Consider the following 23,322-nt stretch of genomic DNA (forward strand, 5'->3'; position numbering starts at 1 on the left):
GAGACTCTCTCGCGGCTTTCCTCCGGGCGCTTCCCTTCGGTGTTTCCGACTCTATCAGTGTTTTTCCTTCTCTCTGACCACCGTCCTGCGGACACGCAGAAGGGACCTCAAGAGAGGATCTGACAAGTTGGATGCTGCCGGACTGGGACACTTGATCGTGTCGCTCGGCCCCAAGCAGGGGTACGACTGTACATCTGGGTCTGGAGCGCGCGCAAACCGATTACGCGGGGCTCGACGGCCGTCATCCCGTACGACTCACACGGAACCGGCAGTTCATATGACATACCCTGCTCCCCAGTGCGCCGTCCGGGACAGGCAGTGACGGCCCATATGAATCTCCTCTGGGAGGCTTCCCATGACCACCGTGACGTCCCCCCTTGCCGGGCGGGCCATCGGACTCGCCGCGGTACCCGACCCCGTCTTCTCGGGAGCGATGGTAGGACCCGGTACCGCAATCGACCCCGTACGGGAGGCCTCCGAGGCCGTCGCTCCCGTGGACGGGGTTGTCGTATCTCTCCATCCCCATGCCTTCGTCGTGGTCGACAGTGGCGGCCACGGCGTGCTCACCCACCTCGGCGTCGACACCGTGCAGCTCAACGGTGAGGGCTTCGAACTGCTCGTCAATAAGGGCGACACCGTGGCGCGCGGCCAAGCCGTGGTGCGTTGGAACCCCACCGCCGTCGAGACTGCGGGCAAGTCTCCGATCTGCCCGATCGTGGCGATCGAGGCCACGGCCGACTCTCTCACCGGTCTCCGCGTCGACGGTGACGTCAAGGCCGGCGACGAACTTTTCGGCTGGCAGTGACAGCAACGCCGTACGAGACGGCAAGCAGGGACAACCACCGCGGCGGTGGGATCCGCCGCACTATCGGAGACGGGTGAGATGGAGACAACGCTGCGAGGCGTCGGTGTGAGCCACGGTGTGGCGATCGGCGAGGTTCGGCACATGGGAACGGCGGTCCTGGAGCCGCCCGCCAAGCAGATACCTGCGGAGGAAGTGGAGCGTGAGCAGGGGCGCGCCCGCAAAGCGGTGGAAGCCGTGGCGGCCGATCTGATAGCACGGGGCAACCTGGCGGGTGGAGAGGCCCAGGCGGTGCTCGAAGCCCAGGCCATGATGGCGCAGGATCCCGAGTTGATGGCGGACGTGGACCGCCGAATCACTGTCGGCAGCACGGCCGAGCGCGCGGTCTACGACGCGTTCGCCGCGTATCGGGCGCTGCTGGCGGGCGCCGGTGAATATCTTGCCGGTCGCGTGGCCGACCTGGACGACGTGCGGAACCGTATCGTCGCCCGGCTGCTCGGGGTACCCATGCCGGGGGTGCCGGACAGCGACGAGCCGTACGTTCTTATTGCGCGTGATCTGGCGCCGGCCGACACCGCGCTGCTGGATCCGACGCTCGTGCTTGGTTTCGTGACCGAGGAAGGCGGGCCGACCAGCCACAGTGCCATCCTGGCGCGGGCGCTCGGAGTACCGGCCGTGGTCGCGCTGCCGGGTGCCGGTGATCTGCCCGAGGGCACGGTGATCGCCGTGGACGGCAGCACAGGTGAGATCTTCGTGGAGCCGAGCGCGGAGAAGAAGGCCGAGTTGGAGGGCGCGGCGGCGGAGCGCAAGGCGGCGCTGTCGGCTTCGACCGGTCCGGGTGCCACCTCCGACGGGCACAAGGTACCGCTGCTGGCCAATGTGGGTGGGCCCGCTGATGTGCCGGCCGCCGTGGAGGCCGGGGCCGAGGGTGTCGGCCTCTTCCGTACCGAGTTCCTCTTCTTGGACGACAGCGAGAAGGCGCCGTCGGAGGATAAGCAGGTCGAGGCGTACCGGCAGGTGCTGGCGGCGTTCCCCGAGGGCCGTGTCGTCGTGCGTGTGCTCGACGCGGGCGCTGACAAGCCGCTGGACTTCCTGACCCCGGCGGACGAGCCGAACCCGGCACTGGGCGTGCGGGGGCTGCGGACCCTCCTTGATCACCCGGAGGTGCTGCGGACCCAGCTGACCGCTCTGGCGAAGGCCGCGGAGGGGTTGCCGGTCTACCTGGAGGTCATGGCTCCGATGGTGGCGGACCGTACGGACGCCAAGGCGTTCGCGGACGCGTGCCGTGCGGCCGGGCTCCAGGCGAAGTTCGGGGCCATGGTGGAGATCCCGTCGGCGGCGCTGCGGGCCCGGTCGATCCTGCAGGAGGTCGAGTTCCTGTCGCTCGGGACGAACGACCTCGCGCAGTACACGTTCGCCGCGGACCGTCAGGTGGGCGCGGTGTCCCGGCTGCAGGACCCGTGGCAGCCCGCGCTGCTCGACCTGGTGGCGCTGTCCGCGGAAGCCGCGAATGCCGAGGGCAAGAGCTGCGGTGTCTGTGGTGAGGCGGCGTCCGACCCACTGCTGGCGTGTGTGTTGACCGGTCTGGGTGTCACCTCGCTGTCCATGGGGGCGGCATCGATTCCGTATGTGCGGGCGACGCTGGCGAAGTACACGCTGGCGCAGTGCGAGCGTGCGGCGGCTGCGGCGCGTGCGGCGGACACCGCTGAGGAGGCGCGCAACGCGGCTCAGGCGGTGCTGTCCGGCGAGTAACGCCAGTCGCCGGGGGCGCTCCGCCTTTTGGGTGGAGCGCCCCCGGCGCGTTCAGTGGGCGTGGCCTCCCCTCAGCGTGTCTGTGTCCCCGAGGTCGGGTGGGGCGCAGTAGTCGACGCCTGATTCAGGGGAAACGAGGTCACCGGATTCGATGTCGGTGCAGTAGGCGTCGAAGACCTCGCCCGCGGTGAGGGGTTTGAGTCCTTCACCGCGCAGGCGCCAGCCGTAGACGCGGTCGGTCGAGTCGGGGGCACTGGCGCGCACGACGAGGCCGCCGGCGCTTTGGGTGGCGATACCCACGGCCAGGACCGTGGTGAATTCGAGGCCTTCCGTTTCGTCGAGGTGGATCGTGCCGTCGGGCTTCTCGTCCGCCCATAGAGCGGCGACGAGTGGTTCGGGTGTGGCCGAGACGCTGCACACCAGATGCCGCTCGCCCGGCCCCGCGGTGTCGAGGATGCGTGTGAGCAGGTCGGAGGCGCGGAGGAAGGCAGCGCGTCCGATGTCCTCACCGCAGGATGCGCAGGCGCCGATGCCGGCCAGGAGTGTGGTCGCGTACTGCCATGTGGCCTGGCGGACGGCCTCGTCGACGAGTTCGGGGACGAGTTCGTCGAGGGGCTGTCCTTGGTACGGGAGGCTGGGGCCCGTAGCGGCCAGTTCGGCCGTGAAGCGGGTGCGGCTGGCCGGAGCGTCGGGTTCGAGGCCGGTCTCGGCGCAGAATTCCGCGTACTCCTCGGGGTCGAAGAGGGCGACGGTGGTGTGGCTGCCTTGAGAGGCGAGCGTCCGGAGCAGGGCCTCGACTTGTTGGAGGTAGGTGGTGTGGTCGTCGAAGGTGAAGGTGCGGTAGCGCCGCATCGCCGTGAAATCGTGCTCGTCTGTGAGCAGGCCGATGGTGCCGGCGATTTCACGGCGCAGGACGCGTCGCATGGTCTGGTGCCGGGTGTGTGCCATCTTTCCCCCTGTGTGCAGTCGATCAATGCTCACTCACAGTAACCGGCGGCACTGACAACGCCCGCTGGGCAGGGGAACGGGTGACTCAGGAGCGTTCGCGGGCCAGGTCCTCGTAGAAGGGCAGGAGGTCGAGGTTGTCGATGGAGCCGGGATTGACTGCCTTTTCCAGGGGTGTGCCCTGGAGGAGGCGCTTCACTGGGACCTCGATGCGTTTGCCGGTCAGAGTGTGCGGGATCCCGGGGACCTCGATGACTTCGTCGGGGACATGGCGTGGGGAGAGCTGTTCGCGGATGGTCTGTTTGATGCGGTTCAGGAGGGCCTCGTCGAGGACGGCTCCGGGGGCGAGATGGACGAAGAGGGGCATCCAGTAGCCCCCATCGGGCTGTTCGATACCGATGACGAGGGATTCCTTGATCTCAGGGAGGCGCTCGACGGCTTCGTAGATGTCGGCCGAGCCCATGCGGACGCCCTGGCGGTTGAGGGTGGAGTCGGAGCGTCCGTGGATCACGACGGAGCCGCGTGAGGTGACGGTGATCCAGTCACCGTGGCGCCAGACGTCGGGGTAGGTGTCGAAGTAGCTGTCGTGGTAGCGGGCACCGTCGGGGTCGTTCCAGAAGTAGATCGGCATGGACGGCATCGGGTTGGTGACCACGAGTTCGCCGACTTCGTCGGTGACGGGTTTACCGCTGGGGTCCCAGGACTGGAGGTCGGTGCCGAGGCCTGGAGCCTGGAGTTCACCGATGTACACGGGGAGGGTGGGGACGGCTCCCGCGAAGCAGGAGCACACGTCGGTGCCGCCGCTGACGGAGGCGATCCACAGGTCGGCCCCGGCTTCTGCGAACTCGTCGTGCAGCCAGCGGAAGCCGTCCGGCGGCAGCGGTGAACCCGTGGTACCGACACACTGCACGCGGGAGAGGTCGTAGTCGCGTGCGGGGTGGACGCCGGTCTTGCGGCAGGCCATGACGTAGGCAGCGGAGGTGCCGAAGAGGGTCGCTCCGGTGCGTTCGGCCACGCGCCACTGGGCGCCGGTGTCCGGGTATCCGGGGCTGCCGTCGTACAGGACGATCGTGGTGCCGGTGAGCAGGCCGGAGACGAGGAAGTTCCACATCATCCAGCCGGTGGAGGTGTACCAGAAGAATCGGTCCTCGGGGCCCAGGTCGCAGTGGAGGCCGAGTTGTTTGAGGTGCTCGATCAGGATGCCGCCCTGGGACTGGACGATGGCCTTGGGAAGGCCGGTGGTGCCGGAGGAGTACAGGACCCACAGGGGGTGGTCGAAAGGAACCTGCTCGAAGACGGGTTCCACGTCCTCGGAGGTCAACGCGGACCACTCCAGCGCGCCGTCCGGGGTTTCGGTGCCCAGGAGCGGGATGTGGACGACAGCGCGCAGGGTGGGCAGTTCGCGGCGGAGTTCGGCGACGGTGTCGCGACGGTCGTGCTCCTTGCCGCCGTAGCGGTAGCCGTCGACGGTGAACAGGACGACCGGTTCGACCTGCTGGAAGCGGTCGAGGACGCTGCGTGCCCCGAAGTCGGGGGCGCAGGATGTCCAGACGCCGCCGACGGCGGCCGTGGCGAGGAGGGCGACGACGGCCTGGGGAACGTTGGGGAGGTAACCGCTGACGCGGTCTCCGGGGCGTACGCCGAGGGTACGCAGTCCGGCGGCGAGCGAGGCGACCTGGCGGCGCAGTTCGGACCAGGTCACCGGGTATGGCTCGTGGGTCTCGTCGACGTGCAGCAGTGCCGGTTCGTCCGCGCGGGTGGCGGCGGCGCGGAGGGCGTGTTCGGCGTAGTTGAGGGTCGCTCCGGGGAACCATTCGGCGCCCGGCATGCTGCGATCGCCGAGTACGCGCGCGTAGGGGGTGGAGAACCGTACGTCGAACCACTCGGTGACGGCTTTCCAGAAGCTCTCCAGCTCCTCGACGGACCAGCGGTGCAGGGCCGCGTATCCGCCCTCGGCCGGGGCACCGTGGTGCTCGGCGGCCCATGCCTGGAACTTCGTGATCTGTGCCCGGGCGATGCGTTCCTGATCAGGCTGCCAGAGCGGTGCGGGCTTCGCTGAGGTCATGGGGCGGCTCCCGGGACTGTGCGCGTCGTATGCGGCTGTCGCGCACGGGTTGGGGTGTGCGCGTCACACGGCTGACACGGACGATGCCATGTGATCGACTTCTACACCAGGGTGCGCCGCACATGGTCGGTGCCGTAAAGATGTGCCGCCACCACGGGTGAACGGCAGTTGAACGACTCATCGCCATGGGTGAGTCAGTGGCAGGGTGAGCAGCATGGACGGTCGTGACCTGGTGCGTTCGGTGAAGGCGGTCGGCTCGGCGGGGGCGGCGCAGGGTTTGCGCACCGTGCGGGCCGCATGGCGAAGAAGGCGTGCGGATGCAGCCGGGCTGCCCGAGCGGGGAGCTGAGCGAGCGCGGGTGCCCGGCCCCGTGCGGGAGGTGGAGCCGGGGCCCGGTGGCGGCGTCGTCCGGTTCGCCCGGTCGGAGCTGCAGATCACCGTCACCGCGAGCGGCGCTGTGTTCTGGGGCTGGGACGGTGCCGGGCCGGAGCCCTCGTACGCGCTCGCGGACCGGAGCCCGGAACCCGATCCACGGGCCGTTCTGGAGCCGGACAAGGACGGTGCCTGGCGGGTGGTGGCGGAGCGGGTCACGGTCATCGTCTCGCGGCACGGAGCCGTCGAGGTGCAGACGCCCGGCGGGGTGCTCCTGCGGCGGGACTTGCCGCCCCGCTGGTGGGAGCCGGCGGCTGGGGGCACGGCGCGCTGGATGCAGCGTTCCGAGGTGCCGGCCGACGCGCGGTTCTTCGGTCTGGGAGGGCGTGCGTCGGGGCCTCGGCTGCGTGAGGGAACGTACCGCCTGTGGAACACCGACCCCGGGCACACGTTCGTTCCCGGTGACGATCCGCTGTACATCACCATGCCGGTGCAGATGGTGGTGGCCGACGCGGGCACACACCTGGTGTTCCACGACACCTCGTGGGACGGCACAGTGACGTTGCGCGAGGGTGAGGAGGGCGCCGGTTCCGGGCACGACCGGGCGGGGAGGAGCGAGTTGCGCGTGGACGGCGGCCCGTTGCGCTGCTGGATGGTGGTGGGCACCCCCGCGCGCGTGCTCCACACCTGGGCCGCGCTCACCGGGGCGCCCGCGCTGCCGCCCGCGTGGGCGTTGGGGCACCATCACGCGCGGTGGGGCTTCGGGAGCGAGCAGGAGGTGCGGCGGATCGTCTCGGGCTATCGGGAGCACGATCTGCCGCTGGACGCGGTCCATCTGGACATCGACCACCACGACGCGCACCAGGTGTTCACGGTCGACAAGGAGCGTTTCCCGAAGCTGCCGGTGCTCGCCGAGGAGCTGCGGCGGGAAGGGATCCGGCTGGTGTCGATCGTTGATCCGGCTGTCAGGGCCGAGCCGGGCAACGAGGTGTACGACGGCGGGACGGCCGAGGACGCGTTCGTGCGGGACGCGGCGGGCCGGACCGTGGAGGGCGTGGTGTGGGCCGGGGAGTCGGTGTACCCGGACTTCACGCGTGCGCAGGTGCGCGAGTGGTGGGGCGGGCTGTACGAGGAGCGGCTGGCACAGGGTTTCGCGGGGTTCTGGCATGACATGAACGAGCCGACGTCGTTCACGGCCTTCGGGGAGAACACGCTGCCACGGTCCGCGCGGCACGATCTGGACGGCCGGGGCGGTGACCATCGCGAGGCGCACAACGTGTACGCACTGTGTATGGCCCGGGCCGGGTACGAGGGCCTGCGGAGACTCGTCCCCGAGGAGCGGCCGTTTCTGTTCTCGCGCTCCGGGTGGGTCGGCATGCAGCGCTACGGGGGCACGTGGTCGGGGGACGTGGCGACTGGCTGGCCTGGGCTGCGCGCATCGCTGTCGCTGGTGATGGGGCTGGGGCTGTGCGGGGTGCCGTATTCGGGCCCCGACGTCGGGGGTTTCGACGGGAGCCCGTCTCCGGAGCTGTATCTGCGGTGGTTCCAACTGGGCGCGTATCTGCCGCTGTTCCGTACCCACGCGAGTCTGCGGGCGGGGCGCAGGGAGCCCTGGGAGTTCGGGGACGAGGTACTGGCACACGCGCGCGTGGCGCTCGTCGGGCGGCGGCGTCTGCTGCCGTACTTCATGACGTTGGCGCATCTGGCGCGGCGTACGGGAGCGCCGTATGTGCGGCCGGTCTGGTGGGGCGCGCCCGAGGACCGGGCGCTGCGCGACTGCGAGGACGCCTTCCTGCTCGGTGACTCTCTGCTGGTGGCGCCCGTGCTGGATCCGGGTACCGACCGGCGCGCGGTGCAGCTGCCGCGGGGGCGCTGGTACGACACGGTGACCGAGGAGGTGTACGAGGGGCCGGGGCAGGTGCTGGTCGAGGCGCCTCTGTCGCGGATCCCGGTGCTCGCGCGCGCGGGCGCCGTCCTGCCCGTCCGCGGCTCCGACGGCGGACTGGAGCTGGAGGCGTGGGCGCCGGACCACGGCCGGACCGGGGGTGGGCTCGTGGTGGCCGACGCGGGAGAGGGCTGGGACGAACCGGAGGTCGAACGCTATGTGACGCGCTGGAAGAAGCGGCAGGTGGTCGTGAAGCGGGGCGGGCACGACGGCCGGGGCGAGCCCCCGTATCCGGTGCGGGTACGCGGGCTCGCCCGGCCGTGAATCAGACGTACCTGCCCTCGAAGAACGCCTGCACGGCCCGGGTGTGCAGCGGGAAGGCGAGTTCCGCTGGCCTGTGCAGCAGTTGCCAGCCCTCCGTCTCGTCCGTGGCGGCGGACGGGGGCAGGCCGGCGGCCGGGCGCTCCGGTAGGAGCCCGAAGAGGAGCAGGTGGCCGTCGGGTGAGCTCATCGCGTCGGCGAGGCGCACGTCGCGCTCGGGGGCGTCGATGCCCGTCTCCTCCTTGAGCTCGCGGACGACGGCGCCGCGCCAGTCCTCCTGTTGCTCGATGAACCCTCCGGGCAGGGCAGTGCCCCCGCGCGCGGGAGCGATGGTTCGAGTGATGACGACCAGGGCTGTGCCCTTGGTGTCGTACACGGGCTGCAGCGCGACCGCTACGGGCAGCGGGTTGCGGTAAGCGACCGTGTGGCAGGCCGGGCAGGTGCGGGGCCAGCCGGAGACGCCCTCTCCGTAGGGCGCTCCGCAGCTCGAACAGTGGGAGCTCCGTGCGGAGTTGGCGTTGGGTTGTTGAATTGCGGACACGCGGCGGACTGTATCCGATCGCGTGAGAGGCGTCTCCCGGGGGCGGCTCAATGTGCGTGGGTGAGGGATTTCCTGGCCACCGGGAAGTCGAAGTAGGTGTCCGGGTACGATTCCGGTTTGTAGGTGAAATGCCACCATTCCTCGGGCAGGTTCACGAATCCGAGGGCTTCCAGAGTGCCTTTCAGGAGTTGCCTGTTGGTGCGCTGCTGGCCGGTGATCCGTGGGTCGTCCGTGTGAGAGCGCGTGTCGAAGCAGTCGTAGCCCGTGCCCATGTCCACGGAGTTGTCGGGAAAACGCTCACTTCGCGGTGCGTAACAGGGCACCAGGGGCTCTCCGGGAATGTACGGACGGGTCGGCCCGGCGGGGAGTTTCACGAGTGTGAGGTCCACCGTCGAGCCTCGGCTGTGGCCGGACTTCTCCGCGATGTAGCCGTCGGTGAACAGGCGGGTCTTGTCGACTTGGGGGTAGAACTCGGTTTTCATCCGCTGATCGCCGAGGTCCTTGGCCCAGCGGACGAAGTGGTCGACGGCGCGCTGGGGGCGGTAGCAGTCGTACACCTTGAGCGTGTAGCCCTGCTTCAGGAGCTTCACCTGGGCCTTGTGGAGGGCTTCGGCGGCGGGGCGGGTGAGGATGCACAGCGGCTGCTTGTAGCCGGTTATGCGGTCGCCCACGAAGTTGTGCCGGGTGAAGTAGCGGATGTCCTGGAGGATGGTCGGGTCGATGGTTCTGAGGGCGACGAAGGCCTCGGGGGCCTTGGGTTCGGGTGTCGCCCGGGCCGGTGTGGCGGTCAGAGTCAGGGCGAGCAGGGACGTGGCAGCGACGAGCAGGGGGCGCAGACGTGGCGTGAGTCTCCTCATGGCCCTTCCATGTACCAGTCGGCGGGGTTTTCCGACAGATGGCCGTGCGCGGAGGGCGCACGCTCGTTGCGTGCGCGGGACGGGCGTGTGCTCCCGGGGTGGTACCGCCCTGTGGGACGAGTCGGCGGGTGCTGGTGGACCGGGACGACCCGCCCACGGTCCTGCGGCCGGACACGGTACGTGCGTACTCGGTCTCTGAGCCGTCGCCTCAGTCGCAGCGCGATACGGACCGCATGGAGGGGCGGCCGGAACCACCCCCGTGGGCCCCGGACGCCCCCGCCGATACTCCGACGCCAATGGGGTGCGTTTGGTTCACTGTGACGCCCTGCCGAATTGTGGTTGCCCGTGGCACACTTCTGACGTCCCGTCAGCTTTTCTGCAGATCGCTTTGCCGGGGAGGGGCTATGGCCCGTACACGCACGCCCGTGGTCACGGGATGGTTCACCGGGGAGGGTGACGCCTTCCGGCTCCTCGGCACGCGCTGCTCGGCGTGCGCCTCGGTCTTCTTCCCGCGCGAGGACGCCCGCTGCCGCAATCCGGAGTGCGGTGGGAGCGAGTTGGAGGAGGTGCCGCTCTCGCAGCGCGGGCGCGTGTGGTCCTACACGGACGGGCGGTACCGTCCTCCGTCACCCTACGTGTCCGATCCGGAACTTCCGTGGGAACCTCGCACGTTGGTCGCTGTAGAACTGGCCGCCGAGCGCCTCGTGGTGCTCGGGCAGGCGGTTCCCGGAGTCACGGTCGCCGATCTGGCGGTGGGCATGGAGGTGGAGGTCGTCGCGGGCGTACTCAGTGAAGACGCGGAGACGACTTGGACGACGTGGCACTGGCGGCCGACAGGGACGCAGGGGGTGACGGCATGACGGGTGATGTGGCGGTCCTCGGCGTGGGCATGCACCCGTGGGGCAAATGGGGCAGGAGTTTCGTCGAGTACGGGACGGCGGCCGCACGTGCGGCCCTTGCCGACGCGCGAGTCGACTGGCGGGACATCGGCTCGATCGTCGGCGCGGACACGGTGCGTGGCGGTTATCCGGGGTACGTGGCGGGGGCGACGTTCGCGAAGGCGCTGGGCTGGCAGGGGGCCCGCGTCACGAGCGTGTACGCGGCGTGCGCGTCCGGGGCGCAGGCGGTCGCCACGGCACGGGCGCAGATCCTCTCGGGACTCGCGGACGTCGTCCTGGTGGTGGGAGCCGACGCCGCGCCCAAGGGGTTCTTCCGGCCGGCGGGCGGGGACCGGCCCGACGATCCCGACTGGCTGCGCTTCCGGGTTCTGGGAGCGACGAACCCGACGTACTTCGGGCTGTACGCGCGCCGGCGCATGGCGGTGCACGGGGACACGGTGGACGACTTCGCGCAGGTCAAGGTGAAGAACGCCGCCTTGGGGACGCTGAATCCGTACGCCCGCTACCGCAAGCGGGTCACAGCCGAGGAGGTCGCCGCCTCCGCGGTGGTCGCCGATCCGCTGCGGCTGCTCGACATCTGCGCGACCTCGGACGGCGGAGCGGCGCTGGTGCTGTCCAGCATGGAGTTCGCCCGGCGTCACGGGGCGGCCGAAGCCGTACGGATCCGGGCGGTGTCCACGGTGACGCCGCGCTACCCCACCACGGTGCTGGACCTGCCGGACATCGCAACGGACTCGGCGGTGGCGGTGGAGCCCGCCCCCGAGACCTTCCGAGCGTCCATCGCGCGCGCGGCCTACGAGGAAGCGGGGCTCGGGCCAGAGGACCTGTCGCTCGCCGAGGTGTACGACCTGTCCACGGCACTGGAGCTGCAGTGGTACGAGGACCTCGGCCTGTGCGGTGCGGGCGAGGCGGCGAAGCTGCTGTGGGAGGGGGCGACGGCCCCGGGCGGGCGCATACCGGTGAACGCCAGTGGCGGGCTGGCCTCGTTCGGAGAGGCGGTTCCGGCGCAGGCGATCGCCCAGGTGTGTGAGCTGACCTGGCAGTTGCGGGGCGACGCGGGTGACCGGCAGATCGAGGGTGCGCGGGTGGGGATCACCGCGAACCAGGGACTGTTCGGGCACGGGTCGTCGGTGATCGCGGTGCGGTGACCTTTGCGGCGGTGGGCGCTCTCTCCGATTCGCCTTCCAGCCGGTGGTCAACCTGACGACCATAGGGGTCGCGGCACTGGAGAGTCCTCATCCCCACACCAACCGTTGCCGTCCGCGACCTTGACGCTCCCTGGGCACCGGTGAACACTTCCGGGTGTCAGTCGGCATCGCCGCTTTCGAGTGACTTTGTGCACTGCGCCGCTCGGGCACCCTGCCTGCGTAACGGGCCCTCCCCCACGGGCGATTCGGCTGCGACGGACGCTCGTCATGGACGCCGGGCGGGGTGCGGAACCCTCCCCGCCTTCGGCGGACGTAGCCATGGGAAACGCACCCTGCACACAGGGCCGGGGGCGATCACCCGGCCCAGGGCCAAGGAGCCGCCATGAGCAACGGAGACATATTCGTCGGCGAAGTCATAGGTACGGCGATCCTGATCCTCTTCGGCGCCGGTGTGTGCGCCGCTGTCAGTCTCAGATACTCGAAGGCGAGGGCTTCTGGCTGGGTCGTCATCGCGTTCGGTTGGGGCTTCGGCGTGCTGGCCGGGGCGTACACCGCCGCTCCCCTGTCGGGCGGCCATCTCAACCCGGCCGTCACCATCGGCATCGCCGTGGACACCGGCACGTGGGACACCGTCTGGGTGTATGTGCTGGGGCAGATGGTCGGCGCGATGCTGGGCGCGGTTCTCGCATACCTGGTCTACCTCGCGCAGTTCCAGGCCAACGTCCCCAAGGTGGGCTCGGCGGACGAGCCGATGCCGACCCTCGGCATCTTCTCCACCATCCCGGAGATCCGGAACCCGGTCGCCAACATCGTCACGGAGACCATCGCCACGACCGCGCTCGTCCTGCCTGTCCTCGCTTTCGGACTCACCAAGGGTCTCGGGGAGTCCGGCACCCAGGCGCTGATCGTGTCCCTGCTGGTCGTCGGGATCGGTCTGTCGCTCGGTGGGCCGACCGGCTACGCGATCAATCCGGCGCGTGACCTCGGCCCGCGCATCGTGCACACCTTCCTGCCGATCCCCAACAAGGGCACCTCCGACTGGGGTTACGCCTGGGTCCCGGTCGTCGGCCCGCTGCTCGGAGGGGCGCTCGCGGGCCTCATCTACAACGCAGCCTTCTGAGTATCTGACGTAACTCACGTAACTGACGTAAGGGGACGTCATGCCGGACAACGCCCAGAAGTACGTCGCCGCGATCGACCAGGGCACCACGTCGAGTCGCTGCATCATCTTCGACCACGACGGGGCGATCGTCGCCGTCGACCAGCGCGAGCACCGTCAGATCTTTCCCAAGCCGGGCTGGGTGGAGCACGACGCCACCGAAATCTGGTCCAAGGTGCAGGCGGTGGTCGCGGGGGCGATCGCCAAGGCGGGCCTGCGTGCCGACCAGCTCAGCGCGCTCGGCATCACCAACCAGCGCGAGACGACGGTCCTGTGGGACCGCGCCACGGGCAAACCCGTGCACAACGCGATCGTCTGGCAGGACACGCGTACGTCCGCGCTCTGCAACGAACTCGGCGGCCCGGACGGGCAGGACCGTTTCCGCGAGCAGACGGGCCTGCCGCTGGCCAGCTACTTCTCGGGCCCGAAGGCATCCTGGCTGCTGGACAACGTGCCAGGGCTCAGAGTCCGCGCCGAGCGCGGTGAGATCGCTTTCGGCACGATCGACTCCTGGCTGATCTGGAACCTCACCGGCGGTACCGACGGCGGACGGCACGTCACCGACGTCACCAACGCCGGTCGCACCATGCTGATGAACCTGGAGACGCTCCAGTGGGACTCCTCGATCCTCTCGGCGATGAACGTCCCCGAGGCCGTCCTCCCGGAGATCCGCTCCTCCGCCGAGGTGTACGGCACCGCCGTCGGCCAACTCGCCGGCGTGCCGGTCGCGTCGGCGCTCGGTGACCAGCAGGCGGCCGTGTTCGGGCAGGCCTGCTACGACGTGGGCACGGCGAAGAACACCTACGGCACCGGCAGCTTCCTGCTGCTCAACACTGGAAACCGGCCCGTACCCTCGAAGAGCGGGCTGCTCACCACCATGGGGTACAAGATCGGCAGTGAGGCTCCGGTGTACTGCCTGGAGGGGTCGATCGCGATCACGGGCGCCCTGGTGCAGTGGTTCCGCGACCAGCTCGGCATCATCCGAACCGCCGACGAGATCGAGTCCCTGGCGGCGAGCGTGGACGACAACGGCGGCGCGTACATCGTGCCCGCGTTCTCGGGCCTGTTCGCACCCTATTGGCGGTCCGACGCGCGCGGAGTCGTCACCGGCCTCACGCGGTATGTCACGAAGGCACACCTCGCGCGCGCCGTGCTGGAGGCGACGAGCTGGCAGACGCGTGAGGTCGTGGACGCGATGTTCCAGGACTCGGGCGTGAAGATCACCACCCTGAAGGTGGACGGCGGCATGACCGGGAACAACCTCCTGATGCAGCACCAGGCAGACGTCCTCGATGTGCCGGTGATCCGCCCGAAGGTCTCGGAGACCACCTGCCTGGGCGCCGCGTACGCGGCCGGCCTCGCGACAGGTGTGTGGAACGACCTGGGCGAGCTGAAGTCGCACTGGCAGAAGGACGCCGAGTGGACGCCGGCCATGGAGGCACCCGTCCGGGACCGCGAGTACCGCAACTGGCGCAAGGCGGTGGAGAAGAGCCTCGGCTGGCACGAGGACGGCGCGAGCTGACATCGCAGTCCACGCGCGCGTGCCGCTCATGCACGTCCGCATGAGGGCCCGTATGCGCGTGCCTCGGGCCCACGGCCCGTACCCCGGTCGGCGGGGGTACGGGCCGTGCTCGTCCGTCGGGCGTCAGGTCGTCACGCTCGGGCGGTGGTCGGCCGCGTGGGTCATCGCGTGCCGTACAACAGCGACGAGGACGTCCTTGACGGATTCCCGCTCACGTGCGTCGCACTGCACGACGGGTACGCCGGGGTCGAGATCGAGGGCCTGGCGGACCGCCTCGGCGGGGTAACGCACGGCGCCGTCGAAGCAGTTGACGCCGATCACGAACGGGATGGAGCGCCGCTCGAAGTAGTCGACGGCGGCGAAGCAGTCCTCCAGGCGACGGGTGTCGGCGAGCACGATGGCGCCCAGGGCACCCGTGGCGAGTTCGTCCCACAGGAACCAGAAGCGGTCCTGGCCGGGTGTCCCGAAGAGGTACAGCACCAGGTCCTCGCGGAACGTGATGCGCCCGAAGTCCATCGCGACGGTGGTGGTGCGCTTCCCTTCCACACCTCTGGTGTCATCAATCGGGCGGCCTGCCTCGGTGAGTACCTCCTCGGTCCTCAGCGGTTTGATCTCGCTGACCGCGCCGACGCAGGTCGTCTTGCCCACGCCGAAACCGCCGGCCACCAGGATCTTGAGCGTGACGGGCTCGACCGGGGACTTGCCGCGCTCAGAACGCCCGAAGATCATCGGTCTCTCTTCCTGCTGGTTCTTGGTCACGCGGCGGTGGCCCATAGCCTCCGCCGCCGGGGGTTTCGATGACTAGTACGTCGCCGGGGCCGACTTCCGCCGAATCACTTCCGCCGAGTTGTACGACGGCCCCGTCGGCGCGCTCCACCCGGTTGGTTCCCAGGGCTCCGGGTGCGCCGCCGGCCATGCCGTAGGGCGGGATCCTGCGGTGCTGCGAGAGCGTGGAGACCGTCATGGGCTCGTGGAACCGGATGCGGCGTACGGCACCGTCCCCGCCCCGCCAGCGTCCGGAGCCGCCGCTGCCGCGCCGTACCGAGAACTCGTCGAGCCGAACGGGCAGACGCCACTCCAGGACCTCGGGGTCGGTGAGGCGGGAGTTGGTCATGTGGGTCTGAACAACTGGCGCGCCAGGGAAGCCGTCGCCCGCGCCGGACCCGGAGGCGACGGTCTCATAGTACTGGTGCCGCTCGTTGCCGAAGGTGACGTTGTTCATCGTCCCGGATCCTTCGGCCTGGACACCCAGGGCGGCGTACAGGGCGCCGGTGATGGCCTGCGAGGTCTCCACGTTGCCCGCGACGACCGCGGCCGGGGACTCGGGCGCGAGCATCGAGCCGGGCGGGACGACGATGTCGAGAGGGCGCAGACAGCCGTCGTTGAGCGGGATGTCGTCGGCGACCAGGGTGCGGAAGACGTACAGAACGGCAGCGTTCACCACCGAGAGGGGTGCGTTGAAGTTGGTGGTGAGCTGCGGGGAGGTGCCCGTGAAGTCGACTGCCGCAGAGCGCTTTTCGCGGTCCACGCGCACGCGTACCCGGATGACGGCCCCCGAGTCGGTTTCGTAGGCGTAGGCACCGTCGTCCAGGGCGTCGATGACGCGCCGTACGGCTTCTTCCGCATTGTCCTGGACGTGTTTCATGTAGGCCTGCACGACGTCGAGGCCGAAGTCCTCGATCATGCGGGCGACCTCGTCGACGCCCTTCTGGTTCGCGGCGATCTGGGCGCGCAGGTCGGCGAGGTTGGTCCTGGGGTTGCGGGAGGGGTACGGGGCATCGCTGAGCAGGCGGAGGGTCTCCTCCTCGCGGAAGCGGCCTGCCTCGGCGAGCAGCCAGTTGTCGAAGAGGATGCCCTCCTCCTCGATGGTGTGGCTGCTCGCGGGCATGGAGCCGGGCTGGATGCCGCCGATCTCGGCATGGTGGCCGCGCGAGGCCACGTAGAACAGGATCCGGTCACCCTCTGTGTCGAAGACCGGGGTGATCACGGTGACGTCGGGAAGGTGAGTGCCGCCATGGTAGGGGTCGTTGACGGCGTACGTGTCACCCTTGCGCATGTTGTCGCCGCGGCGCCGGATGACCTCCTTGACGCTGGTGCCCATCGAGCCCAGGTGCACGGGAATGTGGGGGGCGTTGGCGACCAGGTTGCCGTCGGGGTCGAAGAGGGCGCAGGAGAAGTCCAGGCGCTCCTTGATGTTGACCGACTGAGCAGTGGATTCGAGGCGGGCGCCCATCTGCTCGGCGATGGACATGAAGAGGTTGTTGAAGACCTCAAGCAGAACGGGGTCGACTTTCGTGTCGAGATCGGAACTCTCCGTAACCGCCGCGCGTTCCATGACCAAGTGGCCGTCGCCGGTGACGGCCGCCTGCCAGCCGTCGTCCACGACCGTGGTGGCGTTGGCCTCGGTGATGATCGCGGGTCCGGTGACGGTCTCGCCGGGCGGGAGCTGCTCGCGGCGGTGCAGGGGCACGTCGCGCCAGGTGCCGCCCGTGTGGAGGCTGACGGTCTCGGGGGCCGTGGGACGGGGTGCGGTGGTGGGGCCCTCATAGGCGGCGAGGGCGGAGAGATCGGGGGGTTCGGTGATGCCGGTGGCTTCCACGGACAGGGCTTCGACGACGACGGGGCGGTCGAGGGTGAAGGAGTACGTGGCGCGATGACGTTCTTCGAAGGCGTGCCGCATGGCGGCGGGCTGCGCGAGCTCGACGGTGAGGGCCGTGTCGGTGCCGTCGTAGCGGAGCTGGGCGCGGCGCGTGACACGGATGCGGTCCTCGGGGACGTCCTCGGCGAGGAGTTCGGCGCGGGCGGCGCCCTCCAGGTCGGCGGCGGTCCGCAGGACGCCGGGCATCGCGGCGGGCTCCAGGAGGGCCTCGACGGACTGTTCGCGCATGGCCGTGGTGTCGGCGAGGCCGATGCCGAGCGCCGAGAGCACACCGGCCATGGGCGGGACGAGGACGGTCCGGATGCCGAGCAAGTCGGCGACCAAGCAGGCGTGCTGGCCGCCTGCACCACCGAAGGTGGTCAGGGCGTACCGGGTGACGTCGTGGCCCTTCTGGACCGAGATCCGCTTCACGGCGCCTGCGATGTTGGCGACGGCGATGTGCAGGTAGCCCTCGGCCACCTGCTCGGGGGTGCGGTCGTCGCCGGTTCGGTCGCGGATCTCACGCGCGAGGACGGCGAACCGGTCGCGGACGAGCGCGTCGTCGAGGGGCTGGTCGCCGTCGGCGCCGAACACGCGCGGGAAGTGGCCGGGCTGGATGCGGCCGAGCATGACGTTGGCGTCAGTGACGGTGAGCGGGCCGCCGCCTCGGTAGCAGGCGGGTCCCGGGTCCGCGCCCGCCGAGTCCGGCCCCACACGGTAGCGGGAGCCGTCGAAGTGGAGGATCGAGCCGCCGCCCGCCGCGACGGTGTGGATGTCCAGCATGGGCGCGCGCAGCCGGACCCCGGCGATCTGCGTGGTGAAGACGCGTTCGTACTCACCCGCGAAGTGCGAGACGTCCGTGGACGTGCCGCCCATGTCGAAGCCGATGACGCGGTCGAAGCCGGCGAGCTGCGACATGCGGGCCATGCCGACGATGCCGCCCGCGGGCCCGGAGAGGATGGCGTCCTTGCCGCGGAACTGTCCGGCTTCGGCGAGCCCGCCGTTGGACTGCATGAACATCAGCCGCACGCCCCGGAGTTCGTCGGCGACGTGCTGGACGTAGCGGCGCAGTACGGGCGACAGGTAGGCGTCGACGACGGCCGTGTCCCCGCGCGGGACGAGCTTCATCAGGGGGCTGACCTCGCTGGAGAGGGAGATCTGCGGGAAGCCCGTGCTCCGGGCCAGCTCGCCGATGGCCTGTTCGTGGGCCGGGTGGAGGTGGCTGTGCATGCAGACCACGGCGACGGCGCGGATCCCGTCGTCGTACGCCTCTCTGAGGGGTCCCGCGAGCGCGTCCAGGTCGGGGGCCTGGAGCACGGTGCCGTCGGCGGCGATGCGTTCGTCGACCTCGACGACGCGTTCGTACAGCAGCTCGGGAAGCTCGATGTGGCGGGCGAAGATGCGGGGACGGTTCTGGTAGGCGATGCGCAGGGCGTCGCGGAAGCCACGGGTGATGACGAGGAGGGTGCGTTCGCCCTTGCGTTCCAGGAGGGCGTTGGTGGCGACCGTGGTGCCCATGCGGACGGCGTCGACGGGGTCCCGGGAGCCGTCGAGGAGTTCACGGACACCCGCGACGGCGGCGTCGGCGTACCGCGCGGGATTGTCGGAGAGGAGCTTGTGGGTGAGCAGGCGGCCGTCCGGGCGACGCGCGACGATGTCGGTGAAGGTGCCGCCTCGGTCGACCCAGAACTGCCAGCCCGTCACTTCTCCACTCCGATTCCGCGCTGCTCAGAGCGCCCGGAGGCCGTTGATCACATCGCGGAGAATACTCTCGTCGACCAGCTCCGCAGGGGGTACGGGGCGTGTCACGTGGACCAGTTCCTCGTCCACGAGATCGCCCACGAGGACGCGTACCACTCCGACGGGCAGATCGAGTTCCGCGGCGAGTTCGGCCACCGACTGTGGGGTGTCACGGCAGAGTTCGACGATGTGCACATGCTCAGGGGCCAGCGAGTGGTCCGCCTCCTGGTCGTCCGCCCTGGTTTCCGCCACGACCACCGCGATGAGGTCGAGACGGTGCTGGACCGCGTGGCTGGTGCGGCCCCGCGTCATGGCGTACGGACGGACCACGGGTCCGGCCTCGTCGTCGAACCAGTGGCTTCTTCCCTGACCGTCTCCGTTCATGACATCCCACTACCCGCCCTAGGGCGCATCGGTGCGCGGTGCGGCACCCAGATGTACACCGACGCGCTTCACGAGGAGCGTCATTTCGTACGCGATCTGCCCGATGTCCGCGTCGGCGTCCGCGAGGACGGCGAGACAGCTGCCGTCGCCGGCGGCCGTGACGAACAGGAAGGCGTCGTCGAGCTCGACGACGGTCTGCCGGACGTTGCCCGCCTCGAAGTGGCGGCCGACGCCCTTGGCCAAACTGTGGAAGCCCGAGGACACGGCGGCCAGGTGCTCGCTGTCCTCGCGGGTCAGGTCCTTGGAGACGCCGGTGGGCAGCCCGTCGCTGGAGAGCACGAGTGCCTTGCGGATGCTGCCGACACGCTCCACGAGATCGTCGAGGAGCCAGTTCAGCTCCTTCGACTGCGAGCCGGCGGCGGTGGGCCCTGGGCCCTGCGGTGCGGTCATCGACCGTCCCCCTTAGTCGTTCCTCGTGCTGAGCCGTCCCGGGCGTTGTCGCCCTCGGCGTTCTCCTCGCGGCCGCGCTGCCAGCCCCGCTGGAGCGAGGCCATACGGCTGCGAACCTCGTCGGCGTCGCGTTGGGCGACGTCTGCCCGGTCCGGGCGGGCCTTGTCGCGTTCGGCGCGCCGTGCGGCGCCGTCCTTCAGCTGCGGGGCCAGGTTGGCCTGCCGCACGCGTCGGGGCAGCGGCCTGCTTCCTGATTCTGCCTCGCCGCCCGTGGTGTCCGCACCCGGGGTGACCCCGGCAGCGGGGCTCGCCGGGGTCGTACGACGGCGTTGGGGCAGCACGGGCGGCTCGTCGGCCGCGCGCGGAAGAGACTCCCCGCTGTCTGCGGCCCGGAGGGCCGACAGCCCCGGGCGGTCACCTCGTCGAGCCGACAGCAGCTTCGGCTCCTCCAGGCCGGCCTGCGCCGGCTCGTGGCTTTCCGGGAACTCCTCGTCGTCGCGTCGGGACCGCTCCGCCACGGGGCGGCCGTGGGAGCTGACCAGCTTGGGCACGCGGCGGCGCGGCAGCGGTGCCGGGCCGCCCGGCTGGCCGGTGTCCGCGGCAGCGGGGCGGGCGGGCTCTTCCCGGCCCTCGCGTTGCTGCGGCTGCTCACTGGGGACACCGGCGATGGAGTGGTGGGGCCGGAACAGACGCCCGCGTTCGCCGTCATCGTCGAGGGCGCCCGGGAAGGCTCCGAACGCCGCGTCCAGGCCGACCGGCGCGCCGATGTCGACCGGGGCCTCCAGCTCGACGGGGCCGTCCAGCAGCGAGGCCGGGAGGCCGGGGAGCCGCACGGGTACGTCGGCCAGGGCCGCCTGGCGCTCCGCCTCAAGCTCGGCCTCCCTGGAGGGATGCACCCGGTCGAGACGGAAGCCGATGCCGTTGGTGTCCGGGACGTCGTCCGTGAGCAGGGCATCGGGGATGAAGACGACGGCGGTGGTGCCGCCGTACGGCGAGGGCTGCAGCGAGACGCGGACGTTCTGCCGCTGGGCCAGCCGGCTGACCACGAACAGGCCGAGCCGGTCGGTGTCGGACAGTTCGAACTCGGGAGTCTCGGCGAGCCGCAGGTTCGCTTCGAGAAGGGCTTCGGCCGCCATGCCCAGACCTCGGTCGTGGATCTCCAGGGTGAAGCCGTTGGCGACGCGCTCGCCGAGGACCTGGACGGCGGTGTGCGGGGGCGAGAACACCGTGGCGTTCTCCAGGAGTTCGGCGATGAGGTGGGTGAGGTCGGCGACCGCCGGGCCGGTGACGGCGACCCGGGGGAGCCGGCGGACCTCGATGCGCTCGTAGTCCTCGACCTCGGCGACGGAGGCGCGTACGACGTCCATGAGCTGGATGGGTTTGCGCCACTGTCGGGACGGTGCGGCGCCCGAGAGGATGACCAGGCCCTCGGCGTGGCGGCGCATACGCGTGGTGAGGTGGTCGAGGCGGAACAGGTCGGCGAGTTCCTCGGTGTCCTCGGTGCGGCGCTCCATCGCGTCGAGGAGGGTGAGCTGCTTGTGGAGCAGGACCTGGCTGCGGCGGGCGAGGTTGACGAACACCTCGGAGATCCCGTCGCGGAGTTCGGACTGCTTGACCGCGGCCTCGACGGCGGCGCGCTGGAGGGTGTTGACGGCCTGACCGACCTCGCCCATCTCGGTCTTGGCGTACTCCAGGCGCGGGGCCTCGGTTTCCACGTCGATCTTCTCGCCCGCGGACAGCCTCCGCATGACGCTCGGCAGGCGGACGCCGGCGGCCTCGTTTGCGTCCTGCCGCAGCCGGCGCAGGTCGCGCACAAGGGACCGGCCGGTGCGCACGGACATGAAGAGCGAGAACAGCAGGGCGACGAGGCCGAGGACGCCGGCGATGACGGCCTTGAGGACGACGTTGATGACGAGGGGCCGCACCCGCTCCTGGAACCGGTCGCTCGCCTGGACGTTGAGGGCGGCGAGTTCGTCGAGGACGTCGCCCGCCGCGCTGTCCCAGGTCTTCGCGGTGACGCCGCTCGGCTTGCCGGGCTCGGCGTTGATGACGGACTGCTCGATCACCCGCAGGGGGCCGGTACCCGCGTTGTTCCAATACCCCTCGAAGCGGTCACGTTCCGTGGCCGGCAGCAGCGGCAGGTTGGCCTCGTACATCAGGGTGCGCTGGGCGATCAGGTCGGAGACGTCGCGGATCTCGTCGCGCGTGACGCTGCCCGAGACGAGCGCCGAGCCGAGGAGGGCGTCCTCGCGGGAAAGGAGTTCTCGGGCGCGGGCCACGTTGACGAGAGCGCGGCCCTCTTTGTCCATCTCCACGTTGTCCAGGACATGGAGGTTGGCCAGGAGTGCGTAGCAGGGGTCCACGAGGCGGTTGTAGAGGTCGAGGGCCTGGGACACGTTGACCGTGCCCTGCTCGACGCTGCTGCGCAGGGAGGTGAGGCCGTCGAGGGCGTCCAGGACCGCGGTGAGGCGTGCGGACGTGGCCTCGCCCATCTCGTCCTGTACGTCACTGTCCTCCGACTTCTCCCGGACGGTCGCGACAGCCTTGTCGGTGGCGTTACGGCTGCGCTTCAGCGCGGTCAGGGCCTCGGAAGCGCGCGGATCGGCGAGGTAGACGAGAGTCTGGCGGCGTTCCTCCTGGAGGACCCGGACGGTGTCCTCGGTGGGGTAGCCGACCTCCTCGACGACGTAGGAGACCGTGAAGAGCGCATTGACGTCGCGGACCGTGAGGTACGTGGCAAAGGCCCAGATGCCTGCCAGGGACAGCAGGGGCACGAGAAGCAGCGCCACGATCTTCCGGCGGATGGACTTCCCGCGAAAGCGCATGGCCTCCCCCAGCTCGGCCCCCGCCGCACCGGGGGCACACACGTGCGTCAACAAACTTGCGTGAGCCTACTACTGGGACACAGGTAACTCGAAGGGCAGTCCGGGCGCACACCTCCCGTGCGGGGAACGAGACATGGGGAGTTGTCCGTTCATTACGGGAGATTGCCTCCCGCTGTCCCGCACTTGAGGCGATCACATCCCGTCGGAGAACTTTGTCGGTTGGCCGGAATCATTCGCTCGCCGGGAATCTTCTTCGAGTGTCGATCGTCTTTCTCTACAGGATTGGGGGGGCGGTGCAGGCCGTCGGCGCCCATGTCACGTTCAGGCGGCGTAAATCAGCGCAAGCCGGGCAGCCAGAGGGGTGCCGGGGTGGTGAGCCCGGCGAGCGAGCTGTCTGCCGGAGGTGGGGAGGACGGAAGTTGATGGGCACGACGGAGCGGCGCGTGGCGCCCGGAGACGGCATGACGGCGCCCGAGAGAGAGCGGGGCCGGGAGCTCGGGTCGGATCCGGACATTCCTGCAGGTGCCACACCCTGGCAGAGCGAGGCCGATGGGCGGGGCGATGGGCAGGGCGAACGGGGCGGGGGCGAGAGCCGGCCGTACTACCGGCCCTTATGGATCGAGGAGCCCGCGCGGAAGCGGCGGTTGCCTGATCCAGTGCGGACGGCGGCCGTGCGCGCGGTGCTCATCACGGCGGTCACCCTGATCCAGGCAATGGTGGCGTTCCTGTGCACGATGGCCGGTTCCTGGCTGGCGTTCCCCATGGTCCTCAGCAGTGTCACCAGCACGATCGTGGCGACCTGGGGCGTACTGGACGTGTGGGTGACACGCCAGGTGTGGAACCAGCGGAACGGGGTGGTGTCGGCCCCCAACAGCACGGCTCGCGCCCTGCGCCGGGAGCGCCGCCGGGCGCGGCGGCAGGAGCGGGCCGCGGCACGAACTCAGGAGCGAATACGTCGGCGGCAGGGTGGAGCCGGGCAGTTGTCGCACCCGTAGAGCTCACCGGACCGGCGAGACC

The 23,322-nt window shown here is 69.9% G+C and carries 17 protein-coding genes; 8 read left to right on the plus strand and 9 right to left on the minus strand.

Annotated features, from left to right (window positions below; all coding sequences use genetic code 11):
* Positions 1-355: 355 nt before the first annotated feature.
* On the plus strand, positions 356-805 hold the full coding sequence (locus IE262_RS12740; protein WP_134038969.1) for a PTS sugar transporter subunit IIA: 450 nt from the start codon (positions 356-358) through the stop codon (positions 803-805).
* Positions 806-883: 78 nt separating this feature from the next.
* Positions 884-2,554, plus strand: coding sequence for a phosphoenolpyruvate--protein phosphotransferase (gene ptsP / locus IE262_RS12745; protein WP_189873614.1), 1,671 nt, complete (start codon positions 884-886; stop codon positions 2,552-2,554).
* 51 nt (positions 2,555-2,605) lie between these two features.
* Here ptsP and IE262_RS12750 read toward each other — a convergent pair whose 3' ends face one another.
* Both IE262_RS12750 and IE262_RS12755 read right to left on the minus strand, forming a co-directional pair.
* Complete coding sequence (locus IE262_RS12750; RefSeq protein WP_134038971.1) at positions 2,606-3,502, minus strand: DUF8829 domain-containing protein; 897 nt, start codon at positions 3,500-3,502, stop codon at positions 2,606-2,608.
* Positions 3,503-3,587: 85 nt separating this feature from the next.
* A complete protein-coding gene (locus tag IE262_RS12755; protein WP_189873616.1) occupies positions 3,588-5,564 on the minus strand; it encodes an acetoacetate--CoA ligase in 1,977 nt (658 codons plus the stop codon).
* Between the two features lie 214 nt (positions 5,565-5,778).
* On the opposite strand from IE262_RS12755, the gene IE262_RS12760 reads away from it, so the two are divergent.
* Positions 5,779-8,145: a glycoside hydrolase family 31 protein gene (locus IE262_RS12760; RefSeq protein ID WP_189873618.1), complete on the plus strand. Its 2,367-nt coding sequence runs from the start codon at positions 5,779-5,781 to the stop codon at positions 8,143-8,145.
* Between the two features lies 1 nt (position 8,146).
* Here IE262_RS12760 and IE262_RS12765 read toward each other — a convergent pair whose 3' ends face one another.
* Together IE262_RS12765 and IE262_RS12770 are read right to left on the minus strand one after the other, a co-directional pair.
* Positions 8,147-8,683 carry an NUDIX domain-containing protein gene (locus IE262_RS12765; RefSeq protein WP_229877246.1) on the minus strand — a complete coding sequence of 179 codons (537 nt, stop codon included), beginning with the start codon at positions 8,681-8,683 and terminating at the stop codon, positions 8,147-8,149.
* Positions 8,684-8,730: 47 nt separating this feature from the next.
* Positions 8,731-9,540 carry a M15 family metallopeptidase gene (locus IE262_RS12770; protein ID WP_189873621.1) on the minus strand — a complete coding sequence of 270 codons (810 nt, stop codon included), beginning with the start codon at positions 9,538-9,540 and terminating at the stop codon, positions 8,731-8,733.
* Between the two features lie 425 nt (positions 9,541-9,965).
* Between IE262_RS12770 and IE262_RS12775 the strand changes: the two genes are divergently transcribed.
* The 4 genes from IE262_RS12775 (at position 9,966) to glpK (ending at position 14,268) form a co-directional block, all read left to right on the plus strand.
* A complete protein-coding gene (locus IE262_RS12775; RefSeq protein WP_189874061.1) occupies positions 9,966-10,400 on the plus strand; it encodes a Zn-ribbon domain-containing OB-fold protein in 435 nt (144 codons plus the stop codon).
* The gene (locus IE262_RS12780; protein WP_134038976.1) at positions 10,397-11,587 is read left to right on the plus strand and encodes a lipid-transfer protein; all 1,191 of its coding nucleotides are present in this window, start codon (positions 10,397-10,399) and stop codon (positions 11,585-11,587) included. The genes IE262_RS12775 and IE262_RS12780 overlap by 4 nt, the downstream gene beginning before the upstream one ends.
* A gap of 382 nt (positions 11,588-11,969) precedes the next feature.
* Positions 11,970-12,707 (plus strand): MIP/aquaporin family protein, encoded by a 738-nt coding sequence (locus IE262_RS12785; RefSeq protein WP_134038977.1) that lies wholly within the window; start codon positions 11,970-11,972, stop codon positions 12,705-12,707.
* Between the two features lie 40 nt (positions 12,708-12,747).
* Positions 12,748-14,268, plus strand: coding sequence for a glycerol kinase GlpK (glpK, locus tag IE262_RS12790; RefSeq protein ID WP_189873623.1), 1,521 nt, complete (start codon positions 12,748-12,750; stop codon positions 14,266-14,268).
* Positions 14,269-14,391: 123 nt separating this feature from the next.
* On the opposite strand, the gene IE262_RS12795 is transcribed toward glpK, so the two are convergent.
* The 5 genes from IE262_RS12795 to IE262_RS12815 are packed head-to-tail and all read right to left on the minus strand — an operon-like array spanning position 14,392 to position 22,305.
* The gene (locus tag IE262_RS12795) at positions 14,392-14,997 is read right to left on the minus strand and encodes a GTP-binding protein (protein WP_134038979.1); all 606 of its coding nucleotides are present in this window, start codon (positions 14,995-14,997) and stop codon (positions 14,392-14,394) included.
* A complete protein-coding gene (locus IE262_RS12800; protein WP_189873625.1) occupies positions 14,978-18,610 on the minus strand; it encodes a hydantoinase B/oxoprolinase family protein in 3,633 nt (1,210 codons plus the stop codon). The genes IE262_RS12795 and IE262_RS12800 overlap by 20 nt, the downstream gene beginning before the upstream one ends.
* A 24-nt stretch (positions 18,611-18,634) precedes the next feature.
* Positions 18,635-19,030: a DUF742 domain-containing protein gene (locus IE262_RS12805; protein WP_134038981.1), complete on the minus strand. Its 396-nt coding sequence runs from the start codon at positions 19,028-19,030 to the stop codon at positions 18,635-18,637.
* A gap of 18 nt (positions 19,031-19,048) precedes the next feature.
* Positions 19,049-19,480 carry a roadblock/LC7 domain-containing protein gene (locus IE262_RS12810; RefSeq protein ID WP_134038982.1) on the minus strand — a complete coding sequence of 144 codons (432 nt, stop codon included), beginning with the start codon at positions 19,478-19,480 and terminating at the stop codon, positions 19,049-19,051.
* Positions 19,477-22,305, minus strand: coding sequence for a nitrate- and nitrite sensing domain-containing protein (locus IE262_RS12815; RefSeq protein WP_134038983.1), 2,829 nt, complete (start codon positions 22,303-22,305; stop codon positions 19,477-19,479). Before IE262_RS12815 ends, IE262_RS12810 begins: the two co-directional genes overlap by 4 nt.
* 422 nt (positions 22,306-22,727) lie before the next feature.
* Between IE262_RS12815 and IE262_RS12820 the strand changes: the two genes are divergently transcribed.
* Positions 22,728-23,300, plus strand: coding sequence for a hypothetical protein (locus IE262_RS12820; protein WP_189873627.1), 573 nt, complete (start codon positions 22,728-22,730; stop codon positions 23,298-23,300).
* Positions 23,301-23,322 lie beyond the last annotated feature (22 nt).

This window comes from Streptomyces bluensis, from assembly GCF_014650715.1.
Lineage (GTDB): Bacteria > Actinomycetota > Actinomycetes > Streptomycetales > Streptomycetaceae > Streptomyces > Streptomyces bluensis.

What these genes read in the sequence shown, in the direction of transcription:
- IE262_RS12740 (WP_134038969.1), top strand. Translation starts at nt 356, where the DNA reads ATGACCACCGTGACGTCCCCCCTTGCCGGGCGGGCCATCGGACTCGCC.
- ptsP (WP_189873614.1), top strand. Translation starts at nt 884, where the DNA reads ATGGAGACAACGCTGCGAGGCGTCGGTGTGAGCCACGGTGTGGCGATC.
- IE262_RS12750 (WP_134038971.1), bottom strand. Translation starts at nt 3,502, where the DNA reads ATGGCACACACCCGGCACCAGACCATGCGACGCGTCCTGCGCCGTGAA.
- IE262_RS12755 (WP_189873616.1), bottom strand. Translation starts at nt 5,564, where the DNA reads ATGACCTCAGCGAAGCCCGCACCGCTCTGGCAGCCTGATCAGGAACGC.
- IE262_RS12760 (WP_189873618.1), top strand. Translation starts at nt 5,779, where the DNA reads ATGGACGGTCGTGACCTGGTGCGTTCGGTGAAGGCGGTCGGCTCGGCG.
- IE262_RS12770 (WP_189873621.1), bottom strand. Translation starts at nt 9,540, where the DNA reads ATGAGGAGACTCACGCCACGTCTGCGCCCCCTGCTCGTCGCTGCCACG.
- IE262_RS12780 (WP_134038976.1), top strand. Translation starts at nt 10,397, where the DNA reads ATGACGGGTGATGTGGCGGTCCTCGGCGTGGGCATGCACCCGTGGGGC.
- IE262_RS12785 (WP_134038977.1), top strand. Translation starts at nt 11,970, where the DNA reads ATGAGCAACGGAGACATATTCGTCGGCGAAGTCATAGGTACGGCGATC.
- glpK (WP_189873623.1), top strand. Translation starts at nt 12,748, where the DNA reads ATGCCGGACAACGCCCAGAAGTACGTCGCCGCGATCGACCAGGGCACC.
- IE262_RS12795 (WP_134038979.1), bottom strand. Translation starts at nt 14,997, where the DNA reads ATGATCTTCGGGCGTTCTGAGCGCGGCAAGTCCCCGGTCGAGCCCGTC.
- IE262_RS12805 (WP_134038981.1), bottom strand. Translation starts at nt 19,030, where the DNA reads ATGAACGGAGACGGTCAGGGAAGAAGCCACTGGTTCGACGACGAGGCC.
- IE262_RS12810 (WP_134038982.1), bottom strand. Translation starts at nt 19,480, where the DNA reads ATGACCGCACCGCAGGGCCCAGGGCCCACCGCCGCCGGCTCGCAGTCG.
- IE262_RS12815 (WP_134038983.1), bottom strand. Translation starts at nt 22,305, where the DNA reads ATGCGCTTTCGCGGGAAGTCCATCCGCCGGAAGATCGTGGCGCTGCTT.
- IE262_RS12820 (WP_189873627.1), top strand. Translation starts at nt 22,728, where the DNA reads ATGGGCACGACGGAGCGGCGCGTGGCGCCCGGAGACGGCATGACGGCG.